Source organism: Bdellovibrio sp. ArHS (assembly GCF_000786105.1).
Lineage (GTDB): Bacteria > Bdellovibrionota > Bdellovibrionia > Bdellovibrionales > Bdellovibrionaceae > Bdellovibrio.
This window is the reverse complement of sequence record NZ_JTEV01000021.1, coordinates 150909-177203: the sequence shown is the minus strand read 5'-3', so window position 1 is coordinate 177203 and position 26295 is coordinate 150909. Positions and strand designations below refer to the sequence as shown.

The following is a 26295-nucleotide window of genomic DNA, read 5'->3' as shown; positions in this document are numbered from 1 at the left end:
CGTCGGAGCCGGAGCGGCGGGAACCGCCGCCGCCGTTATGTTGCGACAAAAAGGTTTTTTAGGTGGCATCACGCTGATCGGCGAAGACAAGGAGCTGCCTTATGATCGTCCGAACCTTTCCAAAGACTTTCTGGCTGGTCAGGCACCAGAGGAATGGATTCCTTTATTTACTGAAGATTTTTATAAACGAAACAAAATATCTTTGGAATTGGGAGTGAAGGTTGAAAAAATCGATACCCATCGACAGCACGTTTTTATTTCCAACGGTAAGTCTTTGAAGTTTGATCGATGCTTGATCGCCACCGGGGGCAGTCCACGCAAACCGCGCATTCCTGGAATCGACAAGGATCATATTTATCTTTTGCGCTCTCTGAAGGACAGTCGACGCATTATCGCCCGGACCTCTTGGGCGTCGCGGGTGGTGATCATCGGTGCGGGCTTTATTGGTCTGGAAGTCGCGGCTTCTTTACGTTTGCGAAATATGGAAGTTCATGTGGTTGCACCTGAAGAAATGCCCTTGATGAATGTGGTCGGTGTGCATGTGGGAAGTTATCTTAGAAAGCTGCATGAACAGCATGGCGTCAAATTTCATCTGGGCCATGGCATCAAAGAAATTCGCGACCGCAGCGTCGTGCTGGACAACAATCAGAGTATCGACGCGGACTTCGTCGTCGTGGGCACGGGCATCCATCCCAACACCGAAATTGCCGAGCAAGCGGGATGTTTTACGGATAACGGGATTTTAGTAAACGAATATCTTGAAACCAGTATGCCTGGCATTTTTGCAGCGGGCGATATTGCACGCTGGCCCGATCCGCGCAGCCAAAGATCAATTCGGGTGGAACACTGGGAAGTGGCCGAACGCCAAGGGCAAGTCGCCGCCCTTAATATGATGGGAGACAAAGTGCGCTTCCAAGACGTGCCGTTCTTCTGGACAACTCATTATGGTCTGACTCTTTGTTATATCGGGCATTCCGATCGTTTTGACCGTATGGATGTCCTAGGTGACATGGAGCAAGCGGACTTCGCCGTGGCCTTTTATGAAGATCAAAGAATTGCCGCGCTGTTAACGGTCGGTCGGGATCAGGAAAATTTAAAAGTGGAAGAAGCTCTTTCTCATCTGGATGACGAGAGGGTGCAAGAGATTCTTGCTGAATACGAGCATCGCTTTGAGCGCATTCAGTCTTCTTCAGGTTTTATGGAACCTTCACCTTGATTTGCCGCATTTCGAGTCACCTTGTTGATCCAGGTGTTAGGGAAGAAGCTTGAATAAGTCAGTTCTTTATTACAGACATCCGTCGCGGCGACCAAGGGTTGCCATTCCTCTGTGTGTTCATAACGGACCGGAATATAAAGATCGACTTGCACAACGGAAGGATCTTTCTTGGTCCAACTGCAGATGTTTTGCGCCAGTCGCCAATACACCATGGCGTCACACTTGGTTCGGGTGATAAGCCAAGGCGGTTGCAAAGGCATGTCCTCTTTCTCTTTGTTCTTTTTCCATAATGTCAAATAGGGTTGGCACTGAGTGCGGCCGTCATACATGATCATCGCATACATTCGACCCTCGCCGGTCAAGGCGGCGTCACCCGGGATAAGATATTGCGGGATCTGCAGAAGGATGAAAAAGGCCGTTAAGAGTTTGGCTTGTGACGACGAGTAAACCTTTTTAAAAGTCTGCGTAAACCCCAGTGGGGGTGCCATTGAGCGGGTTACGAGCAGAATGCCCAACAAAGTTAACATCACCGTTGGATAAAAGAATCGAGTCAGATGCCATGAATAAAGATGAAATAAAACCAGTTGGACAAAGACAAAATAGAACCACAGATTCTTCTTGCTGAATAACCAAAAGATGATCGCCAGTTCCAAAATCAGCACATACCAGACACCGATTTGATTGACGATGGGAGGCAGAAGGCGTTCGTTGATCGCTTCAGCGTTCCACCAGATTGGTGTGAGCTTTAAAAGACCTGCCGTAAAATAGATAACAAAAAAGCTGAAGGGCAGAGTATAGGCCCGAGAGGGCACCAGAAGGAAGCACAGTGCGATCAGCGTGGGGACATAGTGATAGTTTCCAGTCAGGCGATAGTCTTGAAGAATGATCAGGCACTTAATGCCGATCAGAATCCAAAGAGTGATGATCCCCCAGCGAAAATTCTTGCGCAGCCAAAAAAAAGTTCCGGCCGCGGCGGTGACGCCATAAAGAGTTAAAATAATTCCCAGCACCAAGGAAGAGGGTTTTAGATCCGCACAGTAAGAGTAAAGAGGCCAACACACCGAGGGGTTTGAAGGCGACAGCACCCATTGAACGGGTCGCTCCGTCAGCCAGAAGAATAAAGTCAGCAGGTGTTCAAAGCTTAAGATTGCGCCGACGAAAAGCAGTTGGGGGTAGGTTTTAAGCTCTTGCAACAAGGATCTCATAGCTGTTCTTTCATTCCCAAAGCCAAGGCGGTTTCGTGAGAAAAAGGCAGGCGGGTGTTCTTATCAAACAACGCGCCTTCCAGTTGGGCGCCGTAAAGCAGAGCGTGAGAAAGATCTGTTCCGAGAAGTTTACTGCCTCGCAGATCCGCAAAACTGAGATGGGCCTTAGACAGATTGCGTTTGGAAAGATCGGTTTCGCGCAGACTGATAAAAGGAGCATAAAGGCGTTCCTGAAGAATGATTTCGGAGGCGGGAAACAGAGGTTGCATTCCGGGACTTAAAATTGGAAAAGCAGGTGTAAAGACCTGCTCTTCAGAAGGAAAGTACAGTCGATTGACCTTGGGAGGAGGAAACAAGCGCTGACCTAGATAGGTCAGCTGTAAAAGGCCTACGAAGATGGTTAATCCTGAGTAGTAAAAAGCCAAACGTTTCATTAGAACCCGTCGCCGTCTCCGTCGCAGCTACCTGGCACATTGAAGGTACCGATACCAACCGTGCTTCCATTTACACATTGAACAATATAGGCCGTGCTGCAACTGCTAGAAGAAATCCATGCTCTACCGTGAAGATTTCCACCGCAAGCCGCATAACCAGCGCTGACAGCGACATGGTTGACAGCAGTGATGCGTCCTTGGGCATCGACATAAAACTGAGGAACATAAGAGCCGTTACCATACCATCCGGCACCGACACCTGTATTTGTTAAACCTAACGAAACTCCACCTGAGGAGCCGCCGCCCCAAAGTCCGGTACTTGCGGTCACGCTGGTGATTGTACCGCCCGAGTTGTTATCGGCTTGAGGAACCCATTGTCCGCCATCCCACTTCAATACCTGACCTACGCCAGGATTGACGTTAGCAACCCAACGACCTTGAACACGTTGAACCGAGGTCGTGCTTTGACCGCCGACGACATCACCCGCTAAAGTTCCATTGAAACCAGCGGCATTGCCGGGGATACTGCCTGTCACTTTGGCTCCAGAAACCGAAGCGATTTTCGCATCTGTCACATTGCCATCAGCAATTTTTGCCGTGGTTACGTTTTGATCGGCTATTTTAGCAGTTGTTATATTGCTGTCAGCGATCTTAGCTGTCGTGACGGCACTATTTGCCAGATCCGCCGTAGCAATACTGCCATCTAAAATTTTTGCGGAGTTCACAGCCCCATCAACAATTTTGATGGTACTGATGGCACCGTTAGCAATTTTATTAAAGGTAATCGCTCCATCGGCAATTTTTGAGTTCGTAACCGAGTTATTCATCAACTTATCACTGGTCACAGCTTCATCAGCTAATTTGTCCGTCGATACGGCATTGTTCAGAATTTTTCCGCCGGTGATCGCACCTTCGGAAATATCTGCTGTTCCAATCGAACCATCTTCAATATTTGTTGAACCCACGGAAGTGTTTCCGGTGACGACATCTTGCCAAGTCCCGCCAATCGAGACTTGAACAGTTTGTGTTGCCTCATCATAGCGCATCAAACCATCGCGTGTAGGCGCCGTCGTTGATCCACCCGAAGTCGGAATTCCAATAGAACCTGTGGTTGGTGAACTGGCTGTTGGATTCAAAAGAGCCAATAAGCCGTCAAAGTTTGCAGGCAACAACAATTCTTCAACGCGGCTTTGGGTGACGTTCGCCGAAGCCTGGATAAAGTCAGCCGCTTTTTTTCCTTCCAAAGCAACGGCATTTTCAGATTCCATAGCATACGGAACTGAGCGCAGATCAAAATCAGGAGACAGGGCCACCGTTTCAGAGCCGACCGTGAAAGTGACACGCACTTTTCTTGAATCACCCGCTTGAGGTGAATAGCTGGTCTGACCACCGGCACAGCTTGCCAGTCCGGAAATAGTACCCGAATTTTTTAGAATCTTATGAATGGGAAGAGTATGTCCTGCGGGAACAACAGTCGCTCCGGCTTCACCAGCGCCGACGGCAAAGTTGATAACCCCTTTGCTGTTCGTCATATTGACGACGCGGTTTTCTTCAAAAAGCACGCAGGCTTCTGCTCCGGGGGAAAGCACTTTGATATTAAAATGAACATTGGAATCTTCTAAAGGCAAACCATCAGGTTGAATGATTCTTCCCTGAAGGGTTAGCCCCTGAGGCACCTCTGATACGACCATTTGCGCAGAGGCAGGAAGAGTAAAAAGAAGTGCCGTAGTTATTTCCAGAAATCTTCTTGTCGAGAACATACCCAATTCCTTGTTAAAGTTACGTGCCGGACAAAGAACAACCAAACTATCTCGTTACCAATTCTTATCGGATATATCATACAAAAATATAAGAGGTGGTCCGCAAAATTACGAAATTTTATCCTTGGCGCTTTAATCTGAGACATCTATTTTCTCGAGTGCTCCTTAATATTTGCCTGGCAGTTTTTCGAGAGTTCGTTGAATTTCGCTTTTAAACATGAAAAATAGCGACGTTGCTCGGAACAGAATTTTTGAATATCTGAAGAACAGTCCGCCTTAAATTTGTCCTGAACAGCGCCGACCTGACTTGCGCAAGCTCGTGATAACTTCTCTTTCTGAGAACGCAGGCATGCCAAAGGGTGTTCCGCCAGAAACCGGTTTTGCACACACAATTCTTTATAGTCGTCTTCACAAGAAGGCGTATTTTTTAAAAGCGTTTTCACCACTTCGTCGGGGTGCAAAGGTTTTCGACCATCATAGTGAGGGTCAAATTCTTTTGGCGGCAACAAAGAATCTAAGCTGGGGCCGGGCGGTTCTGTTGGAACACTTTTTTGCACAGCCGTGGTGGGGGCGACGACCGGCGTAGGTGGTGGTGGCGGCGTCGGGGCTGAAGGTTTTAAAGTGGCAGAAGGCGCGGACGCTGGGAGTGTTGGTACCTGCGCGATAGTAGTCTCGGCGGTCTGGGAAGGCTGAATCAAACGAACAGTAACCAGCGCCGTCGTCACAGAGACGATAACAGTTCCTGCTAGAATAAGAATGACGTTCCGGATATTCATATCATTATAATACTTCGGCAGTTCTTTGTTTTAACTAAAGTCGCATATAAAAGAGTTGAAAAACTGTCACTTAAGAATTCACAGATCAGGACCGATACAAATGTATATCTTGGAGGCTGGTATGGTTTGGTACGTGATGGCACCTTTACTTTCGCTTCTCATTACCGGTTGTGGAATCGAAGCTAGTTTACAAAATCTTGCGGGGACTGCGGGGCCCAAACTGCCTCCAGGCATTGTCTTGCCAGAGCGTCCGGTAGCGGGTGTTATTACCGATCCTTCGAAAGCCGACTTTGAAAATACCGAGGTCCTTGTGGGCTCTCACGGTATTTCCGATGGTGCTTCACAACTTCTAGTGGTCGTGCGGCTGATGAATTCAGATAACACCGTTGTGCAAGGTTATCGTCCTGATTATTCGGTGACCAAGGGGACCGGGGTTGTGAAAGCAGAGTGCAGCTTAAGCGACAGCTATGGTGTGTCCATTTGTGCAATGAAGGCAACGGACTCAGGAGTCAAATCTATTCGCTATGAAAACCTGGCAGACTTCCACCCCGAAAAAGATGTGGTGTTCAATGCGCCCGTTAAAGAATCAACCACTATCGGAGTGGGCGGCGGCGCGGGCGGTTCGAATGTCGCAACCAATCCTCGCGGTTGGAAAATGACGGCCGCCGTGGGGACCCAATATGACAAGGTCGTGGCACAAAAAAATGGGTATAAACTTTTGATGGGGCCAGTGGGTTCGGCCGTGGAATAGTCCTTAGTTAGTTTTTCAAGATCAACAAACCGTCAGCGCCGGATGTCGCGATAAAAAGATGATTTTTAAAATAGACTGGAGAGCCGGAAAACGTGCTCTCCATTTTTATTTGTTGCAGGATCTTCCCTGTATTGAGATCTTGCAGACAGATGGATTTTTCTTCGCAAAGAAAGACAACCACTTCCTGATATTGATAGCTGATAATGAAGGGGCTTGATTGGGCTCGCGAGCTTTGCTCTTTTATATCCGCAGACCAAAGAACTTTCCCGTCTTTTGCGGTGATGACGAAATTTTTCTTAAAGCCAGTGACGGCAATCAAAGTGCCGTCTTTGTTGATTGAAGGACAGCTCATCGCGCTGCCATCCAAAGGACGTCGCCACTGGAGAACACCCGAGGTGGTATTTATCGAGTATAAAAAGCCATCCCAAGAAGTGAAGTAGGCATTAGCGCCGGAAAGAGCCGCCGCACATTTGATATCATCGTTCGTTGTAAAGGACCATTTGGGCTTTCCATCTTTAATATCATAAGCACTCATGGCGCCAGTGTTAGACCCCATAAGAATTTGCGCGTTCGCTACATCTAAAGTGGGGGACGAGTGAGGTTGATTCCCGATTAATGGCGAAGTCCAAACCCATTTTCCCGTCCGGGCTTCCAAGGCCAACAAGAAGCCTTCCGGATCGGGCAGTTCGACGCCAACATAGAGCAGGCCGTCGTGTAAAAAAGGTGACGAGCCAATCGTCGACCCCGCTTTGGTGAGCCAACGAATTTTCCCCGTTTCTTTATTAAGAGAATAAATATATCCCGCGTAGTCACCAACATAGACACTGTCTTTGTCCGTCAACGGTGTTGAGTGCATTCCGCGTGGACTGACGCCACTATAAAATTGCCAGCGCAGTTTACCTTGCCAGTCATAAGCGCGCAGAAATCCGGTATCATCCGCAACGTAAAATCCTTGTTCGTCGGCCGCAGGAGAGCTTTTACTAGCGCGATGGATGCCGTTATTAACTTCGGCCACCCGCCACTGCAGAGCAAAGGGAGCAAAGTGAGTTCCTTCCAATTCCTGGTGGCCGGAGCGTCGGTTGTCGCGACGATAAGTAGACGAGCTTTCCTTTTTTTCTTCCGTGCTCAGGTCATATTGAAGCACTTCCGACTTTACTGGGTAGGAAGGCTTCTGCAGCCGTAAGCCGCTGTCTAAAAGCGGCCAGGTTTTCACTTCCGCATGAGCCAACAGTAAAAGAATGACGAGACAGTAAAAGGCGAACACGTATTTCTTCATAAGATCTCCGCCCAGAGTATTTCATTTGCAGACTTAGAGCAGACATCTGGAAGGAACAGACGGGTTTTAAAGGTGTCTCCCGTGGTTCGGCGGGAAGAAAGCCAAAAATCCATTTTCTCAGATTTGTCTTTGCAAGCCAGTTTAATTTGCGACAAAAAAACCAGAGGGTCACACTGGGTGCGAGTCGATGGCGCTTTAACAAAGGGATCGTAGGTTTCTTCCGAATGTTCGGCGTGTCGGATCATTAATGTGTCACATTCCATGCGCGCATCCAGCATGTTTAAGGACAGAATTCGTGGAGCGCCGCTAGCAGCCGGATCGCCAGCTAAGACGCTGGGGGCTATCTGCAACAGAGTCAAGATTGCCGCCGTCACAACCACGCTTCGCTTTCGCAACAGCGAAGCATCCCAAAGAGCTTGCCAAGTTTCTTTGTAAAGGGGCATCAGAACAAAAATGCCCAAGAGTAACAGCATTGTCATTGGATAGAAGTAACCGACAACGTGCCAGGAAAAGGCATGAAAAAGCACAAATTGAAGAAACACCAGTCCGCGAATCCATTTGTTTTCACTGAAAAGACCAAAAACAAAAATGCATTCCAGGATGACACAGTAAATAAGTCCCAGGTGTTCTAGGGCCGGCGGAAGAAATGTCGGCGTGATCAGAGCCGTCCCACTTAACCACTCCGGATCGAACTTTAAAATTCCCGCACCCCAATAAAAGACACCAATGAAGATCGGGATCGTGGTGGTTTTTAAGGGGAGAAATAAAAATGCCAGGTGGGTAAAGAAGGTCATATAGTGATAGTTGCCCATCAGACCATAAGAAAGACTGGTGAAATACACCTTCGCAAGCAGCAGAATAATCAGCCCCACATAAGCGGCCTTAAGTCGGCGAAAGATAAAAAGCCCTGCGACGACGACGGCGACCATCGCATACGCTTCAAGGAACATCGAAGCCTGCCCTGAGCTGCCAAAACGAAGAACGTCACACGCTGGAAAAAATGGCCAACATAACGAGGCGGAAACGGGGGAGGCCTTCGTCACTAAGTCCAGGGACCGGTCCATCCAGAAATAGGAACTGAGTAAGTGAGTCAATGCCAGCAAGGCCCCATAGACCTGAAGAGCGCGAGAGTTTTTAATTTCTTGCAGTTGGGCTTGAAAATAGCTCACGGCATTTCCTTCACTTGCAGATTCCATTTGCGGATTTTCTCTGCTGAAAGGAATTTTGCCGAGGCCGAATCTAAAGTGCAGTTGGTGAAAGTTGAAGAAATAAAGTCGACTCTTCTTAAATCTGCATTTTTAAAATGAGTATTGATGAAGACCGCGCCCAAAAAGCGTGCGCCATCCATTTTGACATTTTCGAAGATGGAGTTTTTGATCGCACAATGTTGACACTTAAAACCTGAAAGATTCGCGTTTTTAAATTCGACGGAATCGAAGTCCACTTTCATCGCCCGGGTCCCGACCAGAGTTGTGTCGGTCCAGGTGACGTTCTTAAACGACATTTGGAACCAGTTGTTTAAAATAAAAGAACTCTTCGTAAATTGAGCGTTGATAATCTGCGAAAGGCCCAAAGGTTTTTCGCTGTAATCAAATTCCGGATGGCTTTTGCCGCTTAAGGGGGACGCGCTCAATGTTAGTCCAGAACTGGATTGCGCCACTGTCAGAGTGAAAATGAAGACGGTCCAGAAAATGCGCCAATGTCTCATCATGAAACAATGATACCGTTTTTTTACCCAGAAACAATGGAGAATTTTTGTTAGACACCGATACGTATATATATGCAACTGGCACGTCTTTTTTTGCTACTATCAGCAGCACCGCTTTTCTTGGCAGGTTGTATGAACGCCAGCCTGGAAGCGTTTAGTTCTCAATTGAGAGCGACGGCCACTCTTCATCCCGCATATAAACCAGCCGATCTAATCCCGATTCGTTGGGCTACCGCTCACGGAACTATGGAACCCGACTATCTGAAATTAGAAGCCTCGTCTGACGGTGGAGCCACGTGGACAGTGGTGGAAGAAAAACTTGAAAATGATGGTCAGTATGATTGGGACGTTTCTGCTTTGACTCCGGGCCCATACAAAGTTCGCTTGACCGCATTTATTCGTTCGTCCTCTGAAGTGATTGATCTGGGAAGCTTTCTTTTAGATAATCAAGCTCCAATCGTCGGCGCGGATCAAACGATCGTGGTGACAGAAGACACGCCACTCAGTTTTATCTTAAACACACCGACAGAAAATGATCAGTATCATCTTGTTTTTGTCACGAACCCGGCGAAGGGAACACTGACAGGTTGTGTAGCGAACTCCGCCGTTTTAAATTGCAACTATGTGCCGAATTTAAATAATGAGGCCGATGACAGTTTCAGTTACAAAATAGTGGATCGCGCTGGCAATGAGTCGGCGGTGGCGACGGTGACCTTGGATGTGATCCCTGTCAATGATCTTCCCGCAATTCAAACCTTGGCCTGCCCGACGACGATCGGGGAAAATTACAATTATTCTTGCACGATTGCGGCGACCGATGTGGATCTGCCAAGTCCTCTTACGCTGACTTATCATTTGGATGCGGCAACGACTTGTGGCGCCTGGTTGACTATTGATGCCAATACGGGCGAAGTGAGTGGAACTCCGGGGGCGCCGGAAGTGGGAACCACCTGTCAGGTGGATGTCTACGCTCAAGACGATGTTGGCGGGCAAAGTACACGCTTTTCTTGGAATATCACGATCACCAACTCGGCACCTATTATCAATGTCACGGGAGGACCTTACAGTCTTCTTGAAGATGCGGCGTTTGCGGTCGTGATTCCAGGTGCCAATGTTTCTTCGATTGAAGAAAGTGGTAGCACTTACAGTTTGGTGACGCCCACGACAGTGGCAGACCATTGCGTGGATCATGCCGCTTCGCCAGCGTCCTCCAATCTGACGATTGATGCGACCACCGGTGAAGTCTCTTTCCGACCCGCTCCGGATTATCAAGGTGTTTGTTACATTCGAATTGCGCTGACCGATGCCTATCCTTCAACAGGGTATGCAGAAGTTCCTTTGACGGTGACGAATGTTCAAGATGCGCCGGTTGTCGCCACGAATTTAACACCGTGTTCGTCAGCTGCGACCGAAGATGTGCTTTATACCTGCACGGTTGCAATCACGGACCCTGATCCTGAAAATTTGACGGTGATTCGTGACGGTTCTGATAATTGTACGTGGTTGACAGAAACGCCTTCCGCAGACGGTCGCTCAGTCACAATTTCGGGGACTCCTGGTGACAGTGATGTGGGCGGTTGTCTTCTTGAAATTCGCGCCACTGACACTTCCGCAGCTTCCCATACGCAATCTTTAGCTATCACGATAGCGAATGCGGAGCCCACGCTCACCATCGGTACGCCCGATGTTCTGACGGAGGATGATCCCGTTTTTGCCAGTAGCGTGGTTGAGGTCTTAGCCGATGCCGATGTCAGCTCGTTGGATGAGGGGCAAGGTGTTTACTCTTTAGTTTATACCGGGCTGTCGGGGACGGCTTGCAACGACACGAGTGTCCTTGCGACTCCAGCTTCTGATATCTTGATCAGTCCGACAACAGGGGCCGTCAGTATCAAACCGCGAGCGCATTATTTTGGCTCTTGTTTTGCGAAGATTCGCTTCGACGACCAAAACGGAGCCGGAAACTCTGTTGTCGAGCAGGAAATTGAAATCATTGTCAATCCTGTGAATGATGCTCCGACGATCACCAGTGTGCCGACGACTTGGGAAATTCTGTTAGACCCTTCCGGCAACAAAGTGGAAAACGTACCGCTGACTTTGTCAGTGGGCCCGGCCAATGAAAGTGCCCAGACCGCGGAACTGATCTGTACAAACTCAAATCCGACACGTTTAAGCGTGAACTGTTCTGCGACCCGCACGGGTGACGGCAGTGTGAACATTGTGTTGACGGCGACACCGGGGTTAGATTCGTCTGCGGTGGTCACGGTGAAAGTGAAAGACAGCGGTGGCGGGACCGACGAATCGGCCGTGGCCACGATCAACGTTTCTTTGACCGACGCTGTTGTTCTTGCTCCCATTGCCGCAGACGTAACAAATTATAATATTTGGCAACAAGCCGTGAGTGAGTACAGCACGGCGATCGCCAACTCCTCCCGCACTTTTGTGGTGCGAGTGAATCCTGGGATCAAGGTCTATAGCAATGATCCCGCCAATGCAGCGATGGTGACGGGCTCGGCCTCGGGGGCTTTAGCCACGTCGGCGCGTGTTCGTTTGATCAACCAAGGCAGCATTATCGGCGCGCAAGGCGCAGGCGGCAATGATTCCGGTGTAGAAGCCATTCGCCAGGGGCAGCATGGTGGAACGGCCTTCCAGGTGTATGCACTTCATGCGAATGTAACTATTCTTAACGAAGGTTTTATCTTCGGTGGCGGCGGCGGCGGTGGTCGCGGCGGAACTGATGGGTTGGATGGCGGTCTCGGATTTGGTGGTGCTGGTGAAGGCCCTTCTTCCGTGGCGACGGGTGGAGACGTGGGGGCTTCGACGGGTGGAGCTGGCGGTGTTGCCGCAACAGCCCTGGCCGCGGGAATGACATCGCCCGGTTATATTCCTTCGAATGGCTCTGCCCAATCGAACGGATCGGGTGGTCAAGGTGGAAGCAGTTGTTTGATTGGTTTGGCTTTGGCGAATAATGCAGGCGCGGCTAATTTCGGGCGCGGCGGTTTCGGTGCTGGCTTCGGTGGCGCTGCCGGAACTTGTTCCACGAGCTACGGTGGTGGTGGTGGTGGCGGTTACTTCGGTGGCGGCGGCGGTTCCGGCGGTCTATCGGATCTTGGCGATAGTAATTTGAATACGGACGTGAATGGTTACAACGGCGGTAACGGTGGTGCGGCCATTCAGGTTCCCAACTCTGTGGTAAATCCCGGTGATGTCAATATCGTGATTGTTCCTGAAGCAGGTTCGCAAATAGCGGGGTGTGTGTGGAATGATATTTCACAAAAATACTTAACCGGCGTCACTAATGACAGTGATGTGAATTCACGGACGCTGGTCTTTTCTGCGACATCCAGTCAGGATGTGAATGCACCTAGCAGCATCCGCGTCTGGAATAACGGTCGCGGCAAGGCTTACCGTTAAAAAATCAATTTACTCAAGGCCTGATCTAAATTTTTAAAAGTCAGGCTAAGAGCCTCTTCATAGGCTTTGGTGACATCCGCACTCATTTTAAATCCGAAAGGATGCTTCATTTCAAAACAGCTTGCGGCCTCGGCATGAAGTTTGGCTTTCTGAGGAATCGTCAGACTGCTGACGATTTTTACGCAGCCTTCTTTAAACTGTCCCGTTGCATAATCTTGAATTGTTAACACCAGAGCGTTGGCTCCTGGTGTTTGCACCTGAATGTTTTCGCGCGCCAAGGCTTCAGTCACCGCGCGGGCCACTTCGCTGCGAAGTTCTGTCGACTGCACGCGCATGTCATCGGCGCGCGCATCAATAATACTCAAGGAAACAGTTCTTTTCGGAAGGCCGCTCATCGGTGAAACTTGAATGTTTTCAGCTTTGATTGCGGGAACATCTTTAATGGTGTTGCCTTTAAGAGCGCAGGAGCTAAGAAAAAAGCCTAAAACAACCAGGAAAAGTCTCATGTTAAATCCTTTATGTAGAGTTTTATTATGAGTCGAGACTTTCCTGGAAGGCAATTGAAGATTCTGTCTTAGCACAAGAATTAAGGCGTGGCGCGGGTGTCTCTTTGTGAAGAACGAAACTCGACATGCAAAGTGATGTTTGCCTTTAAAAGTTTGGATACGGGGCAGCCGACTTTGGCTTCTTCGGCAATGCTTTGAAAGGTTTTGGCATCAATTTCCGGTACTTCGGCAATAAGATTTAATTTTGAAGAAGTGATGGTAAAACCCTCACCCTCTTTTTGGACTGTCACGACGGCGGTGGTCTCCAGTCGGTCCGCGGTGAAACCCTGTTTCATAAGGGCTCCACTCAGGGCCATGGTAAAGCAGCCGGCGTGAGCGGCGCCAATCAGCTCTTCGGGATTGGTTCCCAGATCAGAGCCGAAGCGAGTGTTGAAGGTATAAGCGGTATTTCTAAGAACGCCACTTTCGGTTGTGAGTTCTCCTTTGCCATTTTGAATATTGCCTTTCCAGACTGCGGTGGCTTTTCTATCCATTATTTCCTCCTGGTTTTGTCCCGTATTCTATGTTCTGGATTCTAGGCCGGGAAGGTGATCGTCAAAATACAAAGAAGCGTTAAGACTTGGAGACAGCAGGAAACTTTGTTCAAATAGTCTTATGAGTCTTGAAAAATTCTTCCAGGGTTTAATTCAAAAAGTGGAACAGTCCGAGGACGTCGTCACCAATGCGGGTAAAGACGCTGAAGGTTTTTACAAGCCGACACGAACGATCTTGCTTCGACATCTGAATCTATTAAAGGATCTGCATGGCAAACCCTTGGCAAAGCCCATGGTTTTGGCTTCCTGGAAATATGCTGTCGAACATCTGCCGCCGGAATGGCTGGTTCCCGAACCCGAAGATCGTGACGCCTTAAAGAGTCTTTTAGGAAAGGGGCCTTAGTGACCTCCTTGTGACTTGGCTGAGCGAATATAGTGTTGAAGCACACATCTTTCGGTGACATTCTTATTTTGTGAATGCGGAAATAAAAGACATCAGAAAAATTGCAGTGGTCGGAAATGCCGGTGGCGGAAAGACGGCTTTAAGTCGACGGCTTTCGCAGCTTCAGTCTTTGCCATTGACCCATGTTGACAGCATCCAGTTTTTACCGGGAATGAAGATTCGCCCGCACAAAGAATCCATTGAGATTTTACTAGAGATCCAAAAAGGGGAGCGATGGATTATTGATGGGTATGGACCGTTGGATATTATTGAAAAAAGATTTCAGGCGGCGGATCTTGTGATCTTCATCGATTTTCCATTGTGGCGGCACTACTGGTGGTGCACGAAAAGGCAAATTCAGAATCTGTGGTCCCGTCGCAAGGAACTGCCCCCAGGTTGTGACGAGGTCACTTGGGCACACACCAAAAAATTATATAAAACGCTGTGGCAGGTGCACACGAAAATGCGCCCCGAGCTTTTAAGGATTTTTGCCCGCGACGCTTTAAAAAACAAAGTGATTTATGTGCGCACTCTCCGCGAGTGGAAAAGAATCTTCACCCGCGGAGTCACTTAAGAAATTAATCTTCAGAATTGTAAAGGACGGGCACGATTTGCGACTGAGAGTCTTCTAGGACAGTGTCGCGAACGGCTCTGTTTTGTGGCGCATACAGGATCAGGCTTTCTGAGCCATAACCTTTAAGCAAAGACAGACTTTGCGTTTCACCAGCGCTGATCTCTAGTTCCTCAGGCAGCTCGGCATAGCCTTGCGCCAAAGAGTTGACAGAGATTTTTTGCCAGTTCGTCGCGTGACTTTCCAGGTAGTCGTCATATTCGATAGCGCCATTATCCTGGTGCGTGGTGGAAACTTTGATATTCAGTTCACCCGTTGCGGCCAATGCTAAAGCCGAAACATCAGCTTCAATGATGGCCAACGTCGCATTATCAAACACGTACATCGCCTGTTGATCCAAAACTGCCATAGAATAATCCTCTTTGGCTTTTTCTGGAGTGGCCGCAAAATCCGTTTCGAATTTTTTACGAAGTTCACGGGCTTTGGCACCATCTAAAAGTAAAGTGGCAAATTGTTCACCGCTCAGGCCGGGAACATCTTCCGCCGGAAGACCGGCTAATTCCTGATCCGTCACATTGTCGCCGTCAGCATCGATCTGAACATTCACTTCGCAAGTATTCCAAGTGGTCATGCCCTCAAAAAGTTTGATCGCCACTTGCAGCTTTTTAACGCCGTCTTTTTCAATCAGACGGTAACCTGCGGATTGCATATCACAATTGCGATTGTGGGCCAAGTCGGGTTTCGCGTCCTTCTTGCGGGTGTCAGAACCCAAAAGATTGAAAAGATAAGCATACCCGGTATTGACACCTTTATTTTGAATTTCGACCGTGGCCACGCTGCCAGCCGCATCCGCGGCGGAAGTCGCGTGCACCGTCAAAGATTTTGCTGTGACCTGAGAAATCTGACGAACCACCGCCAAAGCAGGCAGCTTTAAGACTACGTCATCAGTCGATTTGAATTTCAAGAACCCATCCAGTTCGTCAGTGGGATTTTGCATCAACGAGCCGACAATCTTGGCGGTGACTGTGATGTTTTTTGCTTCTCCTGGTGCCAGCGTGACGGAAGGTGCTTGAACTTTCAAAGCCGTCGAGCCAGTCCATTCCGGTGTCAGCGTTACAGACTTGTCGCTGATGTTCTTCAGAGTGATTTGACGACTTAAAGTTTTTTGTTTTTCGACGTCCGTAATGCCCAAAGAAATGGTTGCCGGAATTGAAACCACTTGCGCTTTTAAAGACTCTGCCACTTGCACGCGCCCTGCGCCTTGGCGACTGACGGTGTAAGTTTTCTTGTTCGCGTCCGCAATGATTTTGCCATGTCCTAAAAGGACAGATTTAAGCTCAGGGGGAGTCAATGTCGGGAATTTTTGCTTCAGCAAAGCCATCACACCTGCGATATGCGGAGCTGCCATAGATGTTCCCGAGTTCGCAACACCTTTGTCGCCGAGGCCCATGTCTGCCGATATGATGTTGGATCCCGGTGAAGAAATCTCGGGCTTGATCAGTCCATCTTCAGAGCGGGGACCGCGCGAAGAAAACGGTGAGGCGGTGTCTGCCAACCATGGTTTTTCCACTAGAGCTCCGGATTTTAGGTCGGCGATGACCGGCCCCTTCGCCAAAGCTTCTTTGATGGCGGTAGCACTTTTTTTCGTGATCATGATTCCAGGGATGTCGTAAGTGCCTTCGCCACCCATGACGATCATTTCTCCGTCAGCGTTGTTGCCGACGATAACAGCAATGGCTCCCGCAGCATGCGCGCGTTTGATTTTGTCAGCAAACGCCACGACTCCGCGATCAATCAAAGCCACTTTGCCTTTGATTTGTGCTTGTGTGGCCTCATCAAAATCCTTATCAGCAACGCCTAAAAAGATCACTTCGCCTTTAAGTTCAGAAACTTGCTCTAGCGGTTTGGTGATAGCCCCTTCCAGGAATTCTTCTTTCAAAGTGCCAGTCGCCGTGGTGAAAGCGGCAGCAGGGAACTGCACATTCTGATTCGAATTGTCGATCACAGAAGCAACCGAGATGGCATCATCAGAAACGCCCGGAGCACCGACGATATAACTTTTATCGCCATTGTTCCCAGCCGCTGCGACGACGACAGTGCCACCGCGAACAGTGTTTTTGATCGCATGATTGTACATGATATGAGGATTTCCGTAACCACTGCCCAAAGACAGATTTACGATGTCCAATTGATCGTCAAAATTTAAATCACCATCGGGATCGATGGAATATTCCAAAGCGGCGATGACCACTTCATCACTCGTGGAACCTTTAGCACCGAAAACTTTGATTGCATAGAGATCCGCATCGGGCGCAACACCGCTGTAAGTTTGCACGTCATCCCCAAGGCCTGCGACCGTTCCCGCAACGTGAGTGCCATGGCCACCTTCATCTAAAGGATTCGCGTCAGGACGGGGGATGCGCTTTTCATAGTTCGGCGAGCCCGAGTTGTATTCGGTTCCCACAAGGTCAATACCGCCCACAACTTTTTTATTCGGGAAGGCCGAGTTGGGTTGTCCCGGATTATTGGCTTTATAAGCCTCTTCTGTGCCTTCGCCTAAAAACATCTTATGGGTGTAGTCGATGCCGGTGTCGATGATACCGACTTTCATGCCTTGACCACGAATGTTCTGCGCATGGGCTGCTTCCGATCCGATAAATTTGACGGAAGTGTTGGTTCCCAAACGGCCTGCGGTTTCGGCGGCTTGAATGATCGGGCGAGAGAAGTGTCCTGATTTTTCTGCCATCACGACATTCGGCAGAGCCTGAATCGCATCAAGAGCTTTTGCCGGCGCCCAAATCGCAACACCATTTAGGACAAGACGGTAGCGAATGAGAACGCGGATGTCTGGTGAAATCTGGGTCAGTTGTTCAATAGTGGCTTTTTGCTCCGCTTCGATCGCGGCCAAAAGTCGCTTGTCAATTTGCAGTTTTCCATCTTTGCGAACAGCCGTTTCCAGCAGGGCGGGCGTTTGCAACTTAAGAATTGCAATGAAGGGTTCTTCAACTTGAGGACGAGTTGAATAAAGTCCATCTAAAAATCCGTTGTTGGAAAATTCTCCCGGCGTTGTCTTGGAGGCTGTACAACCTGCGATCCCCAAGGAAATAAGAATTGGCATTAACGATGTTCTAGCTGCAAATAAGTGAAGTTTCATATTTCTCCCTGGCGACCGAAGGGCCATTTCGACCCCAAAAAGGGTGGTGTCCGGTCAGCCAAGCGGATATATCCAATATCCGTGCCGAAAGATAGAAAAAAGCGAATGCGAATTCGAGGTCAGAACGACTCCAAGAAATAGGAAAGCATTGTTGCAGACAGGGAACAAACTGTCCTTATTGTGTCCCTAACCGAACTCCCTTAGGAGTGCTATATTAGATCTTAACGAAAGGAAATCGCTATGAAAAAACTCCTCTTTTCTCAGACAACAGAACAGCGTCATTGGGTGGGCGATGGATTTCCCGTTCGTTCCATATTTTCTTACAATGACCGCGCTCAAGAGATGTCGCCATTTCTTTTGATGGACTATGCGGGACCCGCCATTTTCCCCGCAGCAACGGCGAACGAACGACGAGGCGTGGGCGAACATCCTCATCGTGGTTTTGAAACTGTGACAATTGTTTACGACGGGCAGGTCGAGCATCGCGATTCCGCAGGAGGCGGTGGTATCATCGGGCCTGGCGACGTGCAATGGATGACGGCGGCTTCCGGTTTAGTACATGAAGAATTTCACGGGCCTGATTTTGCGAAAAAAGGAGGGCGCTTTGAAATGGTGCAACTCTGGGTGAATTTGCCGCGCGCGTATAAAATGTCACCACCGCGCTATCAAGGTATTTTGTCAGATCAGATTCCCGTGGTTTCAGTGGCCCAAGGTGCCGGTACGGCGCGGATTATTGCCGGAGAATTCGAAGGTCAGAAAGGGCCCGCGATGACTTTTTCCTCTATTAATCTTTGGGACATAAGATTGACGGCGGGGGCTGCCGCGGAATTCACAGTTCCCCAAGGTCAGACGGCTTCGGTTTTTGTGCTAGATGGAAAAGTGCGCCTGGGAACAGGTGAGTCTCTTCCCGAAGCGTCACTTGCGGTGTTGGACCCGCAAGGGGAGCGCTTTACTCTTGCGGCAGAAAGCGACGCCAAGATTCTATTCATGGGTGGAGAGCCTTTGCATGAACCTGTGGTGGGTTATGGTCCTTTTGTGATGAACTCCAAGGCAGAGATTCTTCAGGCGATCACAGATTATCAGTTGGGCCGCATGGGACAACTGGCTCAGGAAGTTGTTAGATAAAACCAAGATTCAAGGAACGTTCTGGACGGCCGGGGGCTCGCAAGGGTCCCCGGTTTTTTTCATCCCTTTGAAGCTGTCGAAAGTTTTTACGCTCCATCACTTTTTTTTAAGAGAGCAATCGGTCATAGAGCCTCTTGGTGTTTCCGGGTAAAGTCCTTGCAGCTTGGGGGCCCTATGCGGAATTTACTGCTGTCTGTTGCACTTCTTTTGGCCGCTTCATCAGCTTGGGCTGATTTGGCGGAAAGTTTTGAAAAAATCAAATCACACGCACGTCACTATCGCGACCCTGGAGCGGTTTGTGAAGAGGTGGCTCAGGTGGAGTTTTCCGAGCTTTATCCGGCCCCTCAGTATGAAGTCATTGTCGGAGTTGCCTACAACGTGAAAGGTCGCACGGTCGGGGAACTTGATATGGTTCTATTGGACAAAAACACGCAAAAAGTCGCGATGGTGGGTGAGGTGAAGTGCTACACTGATCTGCGCAACGGTCTGAAAAAAGCCAAACAGCAAAGAAAACGCTTCCTGCAGGTGTTGGGCTCGGGACAGAAGATTGACTTTATCAATACCGACACCGGCAAGAAGTATGAGTACGAACAATTCCAATATGTTTCACAATTTGTCTCGATTTCGCAAAAAGGCGGTAAAGCCGTAGGATTTGATTACGAACTTGAGCACACACTGGATGAAATGTCTTTGTTGCGTGATCAAATGATCCATTGTCAAAAAGACGGATTGTGTCCTCGTCCTGAATAAAAGCCACCTCGCTCAGAGGCGGCTTTTAGAAGTTTTAATTCTCCGTTAACAGATCTTCCAACTTATCGAAAGATCCCGTCCAGCCCATCGTCATGCTTGGTTTGTGTTGAATGAACACAGACAGCTCTTCTGCGGTGGGGTTTTGCGGTTCCCAGGTGACAGTCACGCGGGTGAGTTCGGGACCTTCTTCGGCCAGCAGAACCGTCGTCAGCATGGTTTTAGGCCACACGGGCAACGCCGGGTGATGCGAGGGGTTTTCTTTTTCATCCACGAAGGCCGTTGTATAGATGATACGATCCGGCTTTTTGATATCGAGATATTTTATCTGATTGTACATCTTGATATCCCCGTTGCTCATCATACTGAAGGTGGTTGAACCCACTTTGATGTCTGAACGGATGTACTCCATTGAAAATCCTGTCGGAGCAAGCCACTTCGCAAAGTGTTCCGGCTTCGTCCACATTTCAAACATGGTATGAATGTCTGTCGCAAATGTGCGATTGATAACAAATCTTTCTTTGTGCTCAATTTCATCAGAAAGATATTCGGCCAGGCGATCCCAAGTCGAGTTCCCACTGGCTTGTTTGATGAACTTGCGAGTTTGTTCCGCGGCTTCTGGAGTCTCTAACGTCATCGTCATGTCCATCGTGGTTTTGCCGTTGCTTTCTGAAAACAAAACCGTCACCCGAAAAAGGGGAGGACGATCATCATTGCCACCATGGTCATAGACAAGCTTCGAGTATTTTTCAACCTCGTGGTAAATAGTTTTGTTTTCCCAGTTTGTGCCATCGGGACCGTGCATGGTGTATGCCCAATGGCCACCTGGTTTAAGGTCTTTGCTGTGAGTTGTGATGGTGAAGCCTCGGGGTCCCCACCACTTTGCCACTTTCTTGGGGTCTGTCCAGGCATCCCAAACTAGTTTTATGGGAGCGTCATAGATGCGAATGATATTAATTTCGTTGGATTTATTTTTTGCGCCCATGTTTCTTTCCTTTCGCTTTCTTTTTAGCGGTCACAGATTTGAGATATTCATCCAGTCGATCAAAACTTTCTTCCCAGAAAACCCGGTATTGCTCCATCCAATCTGAAGCCGTCTTTAAGGCTTCGCCATTCAGTTTGCAGGGGCGGTACTGGGCCTCTTTGGACTTCGTGATCAGGCCGGCTTTTTCTAAAACTTTAAGATGTTTGGTGATGGCGGGAAGACTCATGTCCTTTAGGAACGGCTCAGCAAGATCAGAGACATTGGCCTCACCCTTGGCAAGGCGAGCCAACATGGCCCGGCGGGTAGGATCGGCCAGAGCTGAGAATGTTTGGCTGAGATTGTCTTGCATAGTTTACCTTTCGGTTAATTAACTAATAAGTTAAATATAAGGCAAAACGGGGGCTCTGTCAATGAGGCTGTAAGCGCCTGGAAACTATAGGGAATGTTATTTAAAAGCCTTAGGGTTGGTACTGGTCTTTGAAGAAGGCGACCACGCCCTCTTTGTTTTCAAGACTTTGAATGGACTCAATTTTTAATTGAGAAAGTTTAAGAACTGTCAAAACTCCTTCTTTTCGCGGCCAGTCTTTTGTGGTCTCACCATTTCGATCCAGAGCCAACTTGAACGAGTACTTCTTCATTTTAGGAATAGCGAACATTTTCGAAACGAAGGCAGGCATTTTTGAAATATCAGAAATGATCAGAGTTTTAGAAAGGTCCACTTTGGTTGCATTTTCATTCAAATACTCTGTCAGCATTTTTGCGGCATTCATGTCGCTAGAGAAGAACACCCAGTGAGTTTCCGCAGACAATTCCGCCTTTTCGTCATATTGATTTTTGATCTGAAAGGGCGCAAGTGTTTTACCCACTTCAAAAGCTAGGACGGTCTGGGAAAGCAGCAGGGAAAGAATCAATGGTGCGACAATTTTCATGTTTCCTCCGGGTGTTTAGAATGATCCCTGCAGAATGAGTTTACTTCAAACACTTTTTTAAATCGTGCTGATAGGTTTCAAATGAGTCCATGAATTTAAAGGGTCGACTGAGTTCAAGTGAGTACTTCTGTGTGTTTTTTCCCGCCAACCAAAAAGTAATTTTGGGATCTAAATTACGATCAAGAAAGTTTACGTAGCTTAGAAAATCATCTTTGGCGCCATCCTGTTGTGTCGTCGTGGAGGTTAAAAGTAAATGTGTCGGTTTGTAGCGAACGCAAACGGCCGTCAACTCGTCCTTGGGCATATGTGGTCCCAGAAAAAGGGTGTTGGCTTTTAGCTCGGCGGCGATATGCGACGCGATCAACAATCCGATGTCATGAAAATCGCCCTCGGGGGCTGCAAAAACAAGGCGCGGATTTTTTAAAGAAGGTGTCTTTTTTTTGAAGCGATATGCGAGACTTTCTTTGATGATGGCTGACAGAATATGTTCCTGAGCAATGGAAAAGCTGCCGGAATCCACCTGTCGGCCGATTTCTCCTAAAAGAGGGATAACTAGACTGTGCACCCAGTTCAGCGGTTTCGTGTTTTCCTTTTCTTGCAATACCAGCGTACGCACGTCGTTCCAGGCGAAGGCATTGGCCTTAGTGAGGATCGTTTTGATGACTGGGTTTAGATCTTCGCGCATTTTTCCGGTCGTCTTTTGAAGTTGCATGCGGTTCAGCTCGGCCAAGTTTTTATGGGCGATATCACCGACGCGATAACCTTGCTGGGTGAGGGCAAGGAGTGCACGAACCTTTAGGACATCATTTTCCGTGTAAAGGCGTCGACCCGATTCCGTGCGCAGGGGTTTTAAGGCCGCATAGCGGTGTTCCCAGACGCGTTCGTTTATTATTAACAACAGATATGAATAGAGGTGTTCTATGAACAGCTTCATTTTGGCTCTCGTCGCAATGACTCTCACTTCAGCAATGTCTTCAGTCTCTTTTGCAGGTCACGGGAAAAAAGAAATTCCTACAGTTCAGGGTGTGGATCTGAACTCTTATGTGGGCTTGTGGTATGAGATCCGTCGTATCGAAAATGAATTTCAGGATAACGAACCGGCGCAAGGCGAAGGTGTTTGTTACAATGTGACTGCCGAATATTCTTTTTTACCAAAAGGTAAAATCGGCGTTAAAAATACCTGCAACCGTAATTCGGGAGCTTTTGTAGCGAAAGCCAAAGCGCAGGCCGTGAAAGGCTCCAATAATGCGAAGTTGAAAGTCAACTTCACTGGTATTCCGTTTTTGGAATGGCTCGGTGTCGGTAACGGCGATTACTGGGTTCTAGCTCTTGGCGAAAAAAATGCCGACAATCAATACTCTTGGGTTTTGGTGGGTTCACCAACTCTTGAATACGGATGGATTTTGTCCAGAACTCCTGAATTACCTGAAAGCGAAATCCACACAGCGTTGGCGATCGCTGAATCCGTCGGCTATGACGCCCACCTTTTCAAATCTTTCCAAAGATAAACATCTAGAACGCATTACAAGAATATAAGAAAAAGCCCGAGTCGTTGGATTCGGGCTTTTTTATTTTTGGCTGAAGTCTTTTGTCCGCGAATCTTTTTAAGACTTAAAGCCGGGTTTCATTCAAGCTCCTGCCGTCTATCGGGGGATGTGATAGGGTGATCGCTATGCATAAATATTTTTTTAGCGCGGTTCTTTTGGTTTCTTTGCTTTCCGGTTGTGCCGGAATGAAGGTTGTTGATCCTAATAAGCCTGATAATAAAGGGCAGTTGCAGGTTGATTATTCTGGCGGCACGCCGAAGTTGGTCGAAACTTACACTTGCACCATGGTGGGCGCCAATGGGAAGCGGGTCTACGCGACCGGCAAGAGCGAAGAGGAGGCCCGTAAAGAGGCCATCGCCAAATGCCAGGACCAGACTTTACTTTCCTTTTGTAAAGTTTCGAAGATGTCTTGTGAGAAGAACTAGTCATGCCGGGAAAAAAGGAGTTTTCATGGGGTTTAATAAAATAAAAATTGAAGCCACTGTTCGGGGAGATCGCTCGCAAGTATGGGAGGCGTGGACAAAGCCTGAGCACATCACGAAATGGAATTTTGCCACCGACAGCTGGTGTTGTCCTTGGGCTGAAAATGACTTGCGTGTGGGTGGAAAGTATTCGGCCCGCATGGAGGCCAAGGACGGCAGTTTTGGTTTCGACTTTGAAGGAGTCTATCAGGAAGTAACACCTTATTCGCGACTGGTGTTTGTGATGCCCGATGGAAGATCTGTCGCCACGGAATTTGCGGATGAGGGCGGGCAGACGCGGATTACGACGGTATTCGATGCGGAAACGCAGAACTCGGAAGAGATGCAGAAGAATGGCTGGCAGGCTATTTTGAATAATTTTAAGGGGTATTTTGAGGGGTTGTGAGTTTTGGTGGCTCCGTAGCTCATTATAAGCTTGCGAGTAGTATTAATTTGCGGATCGTTTACTGGATTTAAGAGTTTTTGATTATGTGAAGAAGTCTTTGCAGCTCTTTGAGAGTTGTCTCGCATCGATCAAGTAGCTTGTTGAAATATTCTTGAGTGACTTCCAAACAGTCATTTTGGTTTGCATTTTTCTTAGAAACTATAAGTTTCAGCGGGGATAACAAAGATTCTTGTAATAAACCATGTGTCATGGTGTTTCGGATTATGCGAATGTCCTCAATTTCTTTAAAGAGTGAGTTCCATCGGGCAGGCTCGCTTTTTAGTTGTGGAATCAACTTGGTGAGCTCTTTAGTGAAATTTATCTTTTTCTCGATTGAAAAAATCGTCCCTTTGAAAAAGAACCCTTCGAATAAATCTTTTCTTTCTGGCGAGTTGGGAAATAAATAATTGAGAACTATGTCCGAGAAAATTGAATCGTACCAAATCGAATAATGGACAAGATGCCCAGTAACAAGGGCGTCGAAATCTTCGAGAGTGAGGTGTTGATTTTCCGAGCCTTGCATTTTTGCAGTCTAAACTAAATACAGATTATTACAATGAATCTTTTACGGCACTGCAAATGTCTACCAAGGCTTGCTTCTCGCTTTGCTCGAAGCTCGCTGTTTTTGGGTTCTGGGTGTGCGGCGGGGATTGGGCTCGGGCCGTCGTGGCCCTCGGGGCTTCGCCCTGCGCTTTGCGCACCTTCGAGGACGCATCCCTGCGTCGTCGATGAACCCCTGTTGTCGGCGCGTGTGTTGTGGTGGTGGATTTGTGGATTTGGTTGGTTCTCCATCAATGACAGGGGCAGTCAGGGAATCTGCTAGAATGTTTTTACCACAAAATATTTTAGCAAAAGGACCCCCAAATGCCCCTAATCAGGTCGGAATCTATCATTGGACTACCAGGTTATAAAATCATTTCCTGCAATGGCTTAAATACCGTTGAAATCATCGCAGAATACACAGGTGTTATTACCTGTGTGCATTGCAGATCTATCAATTTACGCAAGAAAGAGCGCTTTCAAAGGGTTTTGAAGCATCACAGTATTGGGTCTGCTAAAAGCCTTTTAATCATCCAAACCCATAAGTTTCATTGCCGAGATTGTGGTAAATACTTCAACCAAAGAATGCCTGGGGTTTTGCCGTATCAAAGGGTTACTGAGCCATTTAAAGACGAAGTTGCAACCAGACATCATGACGGCCATTCGGTTTTAAAAGTGAGCAAGCGCTTATCGCTCGGCCAGGCAACTGTTAGTCGATATTATAAAAGCTATTTGCAGCGCGAATTTAATGAACATAAAAATGCAAGCTGTCCCAAGATTTTGGGGATTGATGAAAAGAAATTTTCTAAGAAGTTGGGTTATCAAACGACACTTGTGAACCTTCAGAAGCACACTGTGTTTGATATTGTTCTTGGACGCACGGAATCCAATCTGGGTAAGTATTTGCGGTGCATGCCTGATCGCAACAACTGCAAAGTAATCGTGATGGATTTATCAGAAACTTATCGCAAAATCGCGCAAGATTACTTCCCCAAGGCGATGATCGTTGCAGATCGATTTCATGTGGTCAGATTGATCAATCAGCACTTTCTAAAAACCTGGGGGCAACTCGATGAACTTGGCCGAAAAAATCGAGGACTGACCTACTTAATGCGCATGCACGAATGGACCAATATGAAAGAAAAATCTCGTAGGAACTTAAACAGATATTTAACTGAAAATCCCGCACTGAAAGCCGTCTATGACTTCAAGCAGAGGTTGATGAAAATCATCCTAACCAGAGTTTACAGCAGGCGCGATGCCATGAAGATCATCCCACAGTTTTTGGACGCTATTAGGGCCTTGAAAAATTCGAAATTCAGAAATCTAGAAACACTGGGGAATACTTTGGAAAACTGGAGTGAAGAAATCGTTAGAATGTGGAGATTTAGTAAAACCAACTCGATAACCGAGGGTTTACATCGAAGGATGGATGAGATACAAAACCGAGCCTACGGAATGCATAACTTTGGAAATTACAGAATCAGAGTGAAGGCATATTGTAGCTAGCAGAAACCTTGCTGCCCCTACCTTTGGAGAAGAACCCGGGTTTTTTATTTTTAGTTACAAAATTTGGCGTTCCCAAGGGGATTTGAACCCCTGTATCCTCCGTGAAAGGGAGGTGTCCTAGGCCCCTAGACGATGGGAACGTGTAGAGAAAAAAACAGAAAATGGTGGCTCGCGATGGATTCGAACCATCGACCCCTTCATTAAAAGTGAAGTGCTCTACCAGCTGAGCTAGCGAACCACTGTCCGTTTAGGAAGTGCTAATTT

At 48.0% G+C, this 26295-nt stretch carries 26 protein-coding genes and 2 tRNA genes; 11 read left to right on the top strand and 17 right to left on the bottom strand.

Annotation, left to right across the window (positions count from 1 at the left end; all coding sequences use genetic code 11):
* The coding region (locus tag OM95_RS12795) for an FAD-dependent oxidoreductase (protein WP_291516324.1) at window positions 1-1216 on the top strand (1216 nt) is incomplete at its 5' end.
* Here the strand turns inward: OM95_RS12795 and OM95_RS12790 are convergent.
* From OM95_RS12790 to OM95_RS12775, 4 genes are all read right to left on the bottom strand, one after another.
* Window positions 1180-2421 carry a hypothetical protein gene (locus OM95_RS12790; protein WP_291516322.1) on the bottom strand — a complete coding sequence of 414 codons (1242 nt, stop codon included), beginning with the start codon at window positions 2419-2421 and terminating at the stop codon, window positions 1180-1182. The two genes, OM95_RS12795 and OM95_RS12790, sit on opposite strands and share 37 nt — an antisense overlap.
* Window positions 2418-2855: a pentapeptide repeat-containing protein gene (locus OM95_RS12785; RefSeq protein ID WP_041874482.1), complete on the bottom strand. Its 438-nt coding sequence runs from the start codon at window positions 2853-2855 to the stop codon at window positions 2418-2420. The genes OM95_RS12790 and OM95_RS12785 overlap by 4 nt, the downstream gene beginning before the upstream one ends.
* Window positions 2855-4615: a hypothetical protein gene (locus tag OM95_RS12780; RefSeq protein ID WP_291516321.1), complete on the bottom strand. Its 1761-nt coding sequence runs from the start codon at window positions 4613-4615 to the stop codon at window positions 2855-2857. The genes OM95_RS12785 and OM95_RS12780 overlap by 1 nt, the downstream gene beginning before the upstream one ends.
* A 146-nt stretch (window positions 4616-4761) precedes the next feature.
* Window positions 4762-5391: a hypothetical protein gene (locus tag OM95_RS12775; RefSeq protein WP_041874481.1), complete on the bottom strand. Its 630-nt coding sequence runs from the start codon at window positions 5389-5391 to the stop codon at window positions 4762-4764.
* Between the two features lie 121 nt (window positions 5392-5512).
* Between OM95_RS12775 and OM95_RS12770 the strand changes: the two genes are divergently transcribed.
* Window positions 5513-6142: a hypothetical protein gene (locus OM95_RS12770; RefSeq protein ID WP_041874541.1), complete on the top strand. Its 630-nt coding sequence runs from the start codon at window positions 5513-5515 to the stop codon at window positions 6140-6142.
* Window positions 6143-6149: 7 nt separating this feature from the next.
* Here OM95_RS12770 and OM95_RS12765 read toward each other — a convergent pair whose 3' ends face one another.
* From OM95_RS12765 to OM95_RS12755, 3 genes are read right to left on the bottom strand one after another with little or no spacing between them, the layout of a single operon-like run.
* Window positions 6150-7418: a PQQ-binding-like beta-propeller repeat protein gene (locus tag OM95_RS12765; RefSeq protein ID WP_041874478.1), complete on the bottom strand. Its 1269-nt coding sequence runs from the start codon at window positions 7416-7418 to the stop codon at window positions 6150-6152.
* The gene (locus OM95_RS12760) at window positions 7415-8614 is read right to left on the bottom strand and encodes a hypothetical protein (protein ID WP_291516319.1); all 1200 of its coding nucleotides are present in this window, start codon (window positions 8612-8614) and stop codon (window positions 7415-7417) included. The genes OM95_RS12765 and OM95_RS12760 overlap by 4 nt, the downstream gene beginning before the upstream one ends.
* A complete protein-coding gene (locus OM95_RS12755; protein WP_291516317.1) occupies window positions 8584-9129 on the bottom strand; it encodes a pentapeptide repeat-containing protein in 546 nt (181 codons plus the stop codon). Before OM95_RS12755 ends, OM95_RS12760 begins: the two co-directional genes overlap by 31 nt.
* Window positions 9130-9198: 69 nt before the next feature.
* Between OM95_RS12755 and OM95_RS12750 the strand changes: the two genes are divergently transcribed.
* A complete protein-coding gene (locus OM95_RS12750) occupies window positions 9199-12537 on the top strand; it encodes an Ig-like domain-containing protein (RefSeq protein ID WP_291516314.1) in 3339 nt (1112 codons plus the stop codon).
* Here OM95_RS12750 and OM95_RS12745 read toward each other — a convergent pair.
* Together OM95_RS12745 and OM95_RS12740 are read right to left on the bottom strand one after the other, a co-directional pair.
* Window positions 12534-13043, bottom strand: coding sequence for a hypothetical protein (locus tag OM95_RS12745; RefSeq protein ID WP_041874472.1), 510 nt, complete (start codon window positions 13041-13043; stop codon window positions 12534-12536). The two genes, OM95_RS12750 and OM95_RS12745, sit on opposite strands and share 4 nt — an antisense overlap.
* Before the next feature lie 80 nt (window positions 13044-13123).
* Entirely contained in the window at window positions 13124-13576 is a 453-nt protein-coding gene (locus tag OM95_RS12740; protein ID WP_291516312.1) for an OsmC family protein, read from the bottom strand.
* Between the two features lie 121 nt (window positions 13577-13697).
* On the opposite strand from OM95_RS12740, the gene OM95_RS12735 reads away from it, so the two are divergent.
* The gene (locus OM95_RS12735) at window positions 13698-13979 is read left to right on the top strand and encodes a hypothetical protein (RefSeq protein ID WP_041874469.1); all 282 of its coding nucleotides are present in this window, start codon (window positions 13698-13700) and stop codon (window positions 13977-13979) included.
* Between the two features lie 70 nt (window positions 13980-14049).
* The gene (locus OM95_RS17335) at window positions 14050-14592 is read left to right on the top strand and encodes a hypothetical protein (protein ID WP_291516310.1); all 543 of its coding nucleotides are present in this window, start codon (window positions 14050-14052) and stop codon (window positions 14590-14592) included.
* Window positions 14593-14596: 4 nt separating this feature from the next.
* Here OM95_RS17335 and OM95_RS12725 read toward each other — a convergent pair whose 3' ends face one another.
* The gene (locus OM95_RS12725; protein WP_291516308.1) at window positions 14597-17743 is read right to left on the bottom strand and encodes a S8 family serine peptidase; all 3147 of its coding nucleotides are present in this window, start codon (window positions 17741-17743) and stop codon (window positions 14597-14599) included.
* A gap of 240 nt (window positions 17744-17983) precedes the next feature.
* Here OM95_RS12725 and OM95_RS12720 point away from each other — a divergent pair, with 240 nt between their 5' ends.
* Both OM95_RS12720 and OM95_RS12715 read left to right on the top strand, forming a co-directional pair.
* Window positions 17984-18868 (top strand): pirin family protein, encoded by an 885-nt coding sequence (locus tag OM95_RS12720; protein ID WP_041874467.1) that lies wholly within the window; start codon window positions 17984-17986, stop codon window positions 18866-18868.
* Window positions 18869-19042: 174 nt separating this feature from the next.
* Window positions 19043-19618 (top strand): hypothetical protein, encoded by a 576-nt coding sequence (locus OM95_RS12715; RefSeq protein WP_041874464.1) that lies wholly within the window; start codon window positions 19043-19045, stop codon window positions 19616-19618.
* A 34-nt stretch (window positions 19619-19652) separates the two neighbouring features.
* On the opposite strand, the gene OM95_RS12710 is transcribed toward OM95_RS12715, so the two are convergent.
* The 4 genes from OM95_RS12710 to OM95_RS12695 all read right to left on the bottom strand — a co-directional run bounded on the left by OM95_RS12710 (window position 19653) and on the right by OM95_RS12695 (window position 22463).
* A complete protein-coding gene (locus OM95_RS12710) occupies window positions 19653-20600 on the bottom strand; it encodes an SRPBCC family protein (RefSeq protein ID WP_041874462.1) in 948 nt (315 codons plus the stop codon).
* Window positions 20584-20949, bottom strand: coding sequence for a metalloregulator ArsR/SmtB family transcription factor (locus OM95_RS12705; RefSeq protein WP_041874459.1), 366 nt, complete (start codon window positions 20947-20949; stop codon window positions 20584-20586). Before OM95_RS12705 ends, OM95_RS12710 begins: the two co-directional genes overlap by 17 nt.
* 109 nt (window positions 20950-21058) lie before the next feature.
* On the bottom strand, window positions 21059-21529 hold the full coding sequence (locus OM95_RS12700) for a hypothetical protein (RefSeq protein WP_041874457.1): 471 nt from the start codon (window positions 21527-21529) through the stop codon (window positions 21059-21061).
* A 40-nt stretch (window positions 21530-21569) separates the two neighbouring features.
* Window positions 21570-22463 carry a MerR family transcriptional regulator gene (locus OM95_RS12695; protein ID WP_041874455.1) on the bottom strand — a complete coding sequence of 298 codons (894 nt, stop codon included), beginning with the start codon at window positions 22461-22463 and terminating at the stop codon, window positions 21570-21572.
* Between OM95_RS12695 and OM95_RS12690 the strand changes: the two genes are divergently transcribed.
* The 3 genes from OM95_RS12690 to OM95_RS12680 all read left to right on the top strand — a co-directional run bounded on the left by OM95_RS12690 (window position 22450) and on the right by OM95_RS12680 (window position 23943).
* Entirely contained in the window at window positions 22450-23037 is a 588-nt protein-coding gene (locus OM95_RS12690) for a lipocalin family protein (RefSeq protein ID WP_291516306.1), read from the top strand. The two genes, OM95_RS12695 and OM95_RS12690, sit on opposite strands and share 14 nt — an antisense overlap.
* A gap of 164 nt (window positions 23038-23201) precedes the next feature.
* Window positions 23202-23501, top strand: a complete 300-nt coding sequence (locus OM95_RS12685) for a hypothetical protein (protein WP_291516304.1) — start codon at window positions 23202-23204, stop codon at window positions 23499-23501.
* A gap of 25 nt (window positions 23502-23526) precedes the next feature.
* The gene (locus OM95_RS12680) at window positions 23527-23943 is read left to right on the top strand and encodes an SRPBCC family protein (RefSeq protein ID WP_041874453.1); all 417 of its coding nucleotides are present in this window, start codon (window positions 23527-23529) and stop codon (window positions 23941-23943) included.
* Window positions 23944-24010: 67 nt separating this feature from the next.
* Here OM95_RS12680 and OM95_RS12675 read toward each other — a convergent pair whose 3' ends face one another.
* On the bottom strand, window positions 24011-24505 hold the full coding sequence (locus OM95_RS12675) for a hypothetical protein (RefSeq protein WP_041874451.1): 495 nt from the start codon (window positions 24503-24505) through the stop codon (window positions 24011-24013).
* A gap of 341 nt (window positions 24506-24846) precedes the next feature.
* Here OM95_RS12675 and OM95_RS12670 point away from each other — a divergent pair, with 341 nt between their 5' ends.
* Window positions 24847-26031, top strand: a complete 1185-nt coding sequence (locus OM95_RS12670; protein ID WP_041874448.1) for an ISL3 family transposase — start codon at window positions 24847-24849, stop codon at window positions 26029-26031.
* A gap of 64 nt (window positions 26032-26095) precedes the next feature.
* Here the strand turns inward: OM95_RS12670 and OM95_RS12665 are convergent.
* Window positions 26096-26171, bottom strand: a tRNA-Glu gene (locus OM95_RS12665).
* A gap of 22 nt (window positions 26172-26193) precedes the next feature.
* Window positions 26194-26269 (bottom strand) — tRNA-Lys (locus OM95_RS12660).
* Window positions 26270-26295: the final 26 nt, after the last annotated feature.

What these genes read in the sequence shown, in the direction of transcription:
- OM95_RS12790 (WP_291516322.1), bottom strand. Translation starts at nt 2,421, where the DNA reads ATGAGATCCTTGTTGCAAGAGCTTAAAACCTACCCCCAACTGCTTTTC.
- OM95_RS12785 (WP_041874482.1), bottom strand. Translation starts at nt 2,855, where the DNA reads ATGAAACGTTTGGCTTTTTACTACTCAGGATTAACCATCTTCGTAGGC.
- OM95_RS12780 (WP_291516321.1), bottom strand. Translation starts at nt 4,615, where the DNA reads ATGTTCTCGACAAGAAGATTTCTGGAAATAACTACGGCACTTCTTTTT.
- OM95_RS12775 (WP_041874481.1), bottom strand. Translation starts at nt 5,391, where the DNA reads ATGAATATCCGGAACGTCATTCTTATTCTAGCAGGAACTGTTATCGTC.
- OM95_RS12770 (WP_041874541.1), top strand. Translation starts at nt 5,513, where the DNA reads ATGGTTTGGTACGTGATGGCACCTTTACTTTCGCTTCTCATTACCGGT.
- OM95_RS12765 (WP_041874478.1), bottom strand. Translation starts at nt 7,418, where the DNA reads ATGAAGAAATACGTGTTCGCCTTTTACTGTCTCGTCATTCTTTTACTG.
- OM95_RS12760 (WP_291516319.1), bottom strand. Translation starts at nt 8,614, where the DNA reads ATGGAATCTGCAAGTGAAGGAAATGCCGTGAGCTATTTTCAAGCCCAA.
- OM95_RS12755 (WP_291516317.1), bottom strand. Translation starts at nt 9,129, where the DNA reads ATGATGAGACATTGGCGCATTTTCTGGACCGTCTTCATTTTCACTCTG.
- OM95_RS12750 (WP_291516314.1), top strand. Translation starts at nt 9,199, where the DNA reads ATGCAACTGGCACGTCTTTTTTTGCTACTATCAGCAGCACCGCTTTTC.
- OM95_RS12745 (WP_041874472.1), bottom strand. Translation starts at nt 13,043, where the DNA reads ATGAGACTTTTCCTGGTTGTTTTAGGCTTTTTTCTTAGCTCCTGCGCT.
- OM95_RS12740 (WP_291516312.1), bottom strand. Translation starts at nt 13,576, where the DNA reads ATGGATAGAAAAGCCACCGCAGTCTGGAAAGGCAATATTCAAAATGGC.
- OM95_RS12735 (WP_041874469.1), top strand. Translation starts at nt 13,698, where the DNA reads ATGAGTCTTGAAAAATTCTTCCAGGGTTTAATTCAAAAAGTGGAACAG.
- OM95_RS12725 (WP_291516308.1), bottom strand. Translation starts at nt 17,743, where the DNA reads ATGAAACTTCACTTATTTGCAGCTAGAACATCGTTAATGCCAATTCTT.
- OM95_RS12720 (WP_041874467.1), top strand. Translation starts at nt 17,984, where the DNA reads ATGAAAAAACTCCTCTTTTCTCAGACAACAGAACAGCGTCATTGGGTG.
- OM95_RS12715 (WP_041874464.1), top strand. Translation starts at nt 19,043, where the DNA reads ATGCGGAATTTACTGCTGTCTGTTGCACTTCTTTTGGCCGCTTCATCA.
- OM95_RS12710 (WP_041874462.1), bottom strand. Translation starts at nt 20,600, where the DNA reads ATGGGCGCAAAAAATAAATCCAACGAAATTAATATCATTCGCATCTAT.
- OM95_RS12705 (WP_041874459.1), bottom strand. Translation starts at nt 20,949, where the DNA reads ATGCAAGACAATCTCAGCCAAACATTCTCAGCTCTGGCCGATCCTACC.
- OM95_RS12700 (WP_041874457.1), bottom strand. Translation starts at nt 21,529, where the DNA reads ATGAAAATTGTCGCACCATTGATTCTTTCCCTGCTGCTTTCCCAGACC.
- OM95_RS12690 (WP_291516306.1), top strand. Translation starts at nt 22,450, where the DNA reads ATGAACAGCTTCATTTTGGCTCTCGTCGCAATGACTCTCACTTCAGCA.
- OM95_RS12695 (WP_041874455.1), bottom strand. Translation starts at nt 22,463, where the DNA reads ATGAAGCTGTTCATAGAACACCTCTATTCATATCTGTTGTTAATAATA.
- OM95_RS12685 (WP_291516304.1), top strand. Translation starts at nt 23,202, where the DNA reads ATGCATAAATATTTTTTTAGCGCGGTTCTTTTGGTTTCTTTGCTTTCC.
- OM95_RS12680 (WP_041874453.1), top strand. Translation starts at nt 23,527, where the DNA reads ATGGGGTTTAATAAAATAAAAATTGAAGCCACTGTTCGGGGAGATCGC.
- OM95_RS12675 (WP_041874451.1), bottom strand. Translation starts at nt 24,505, where the DNA reads ATGCAAGGCTCGGAAAATCAACACCTCACTCTCGAAGATTTCGACGCC.
- OM95_RS12670 (WP_041874448.1), top strand. Translation starts at nt 24,847, where the DNA reads ATGCCCCTAATCAGGTCGGAATCTATCATTGGACTACCAGGTTATAAA.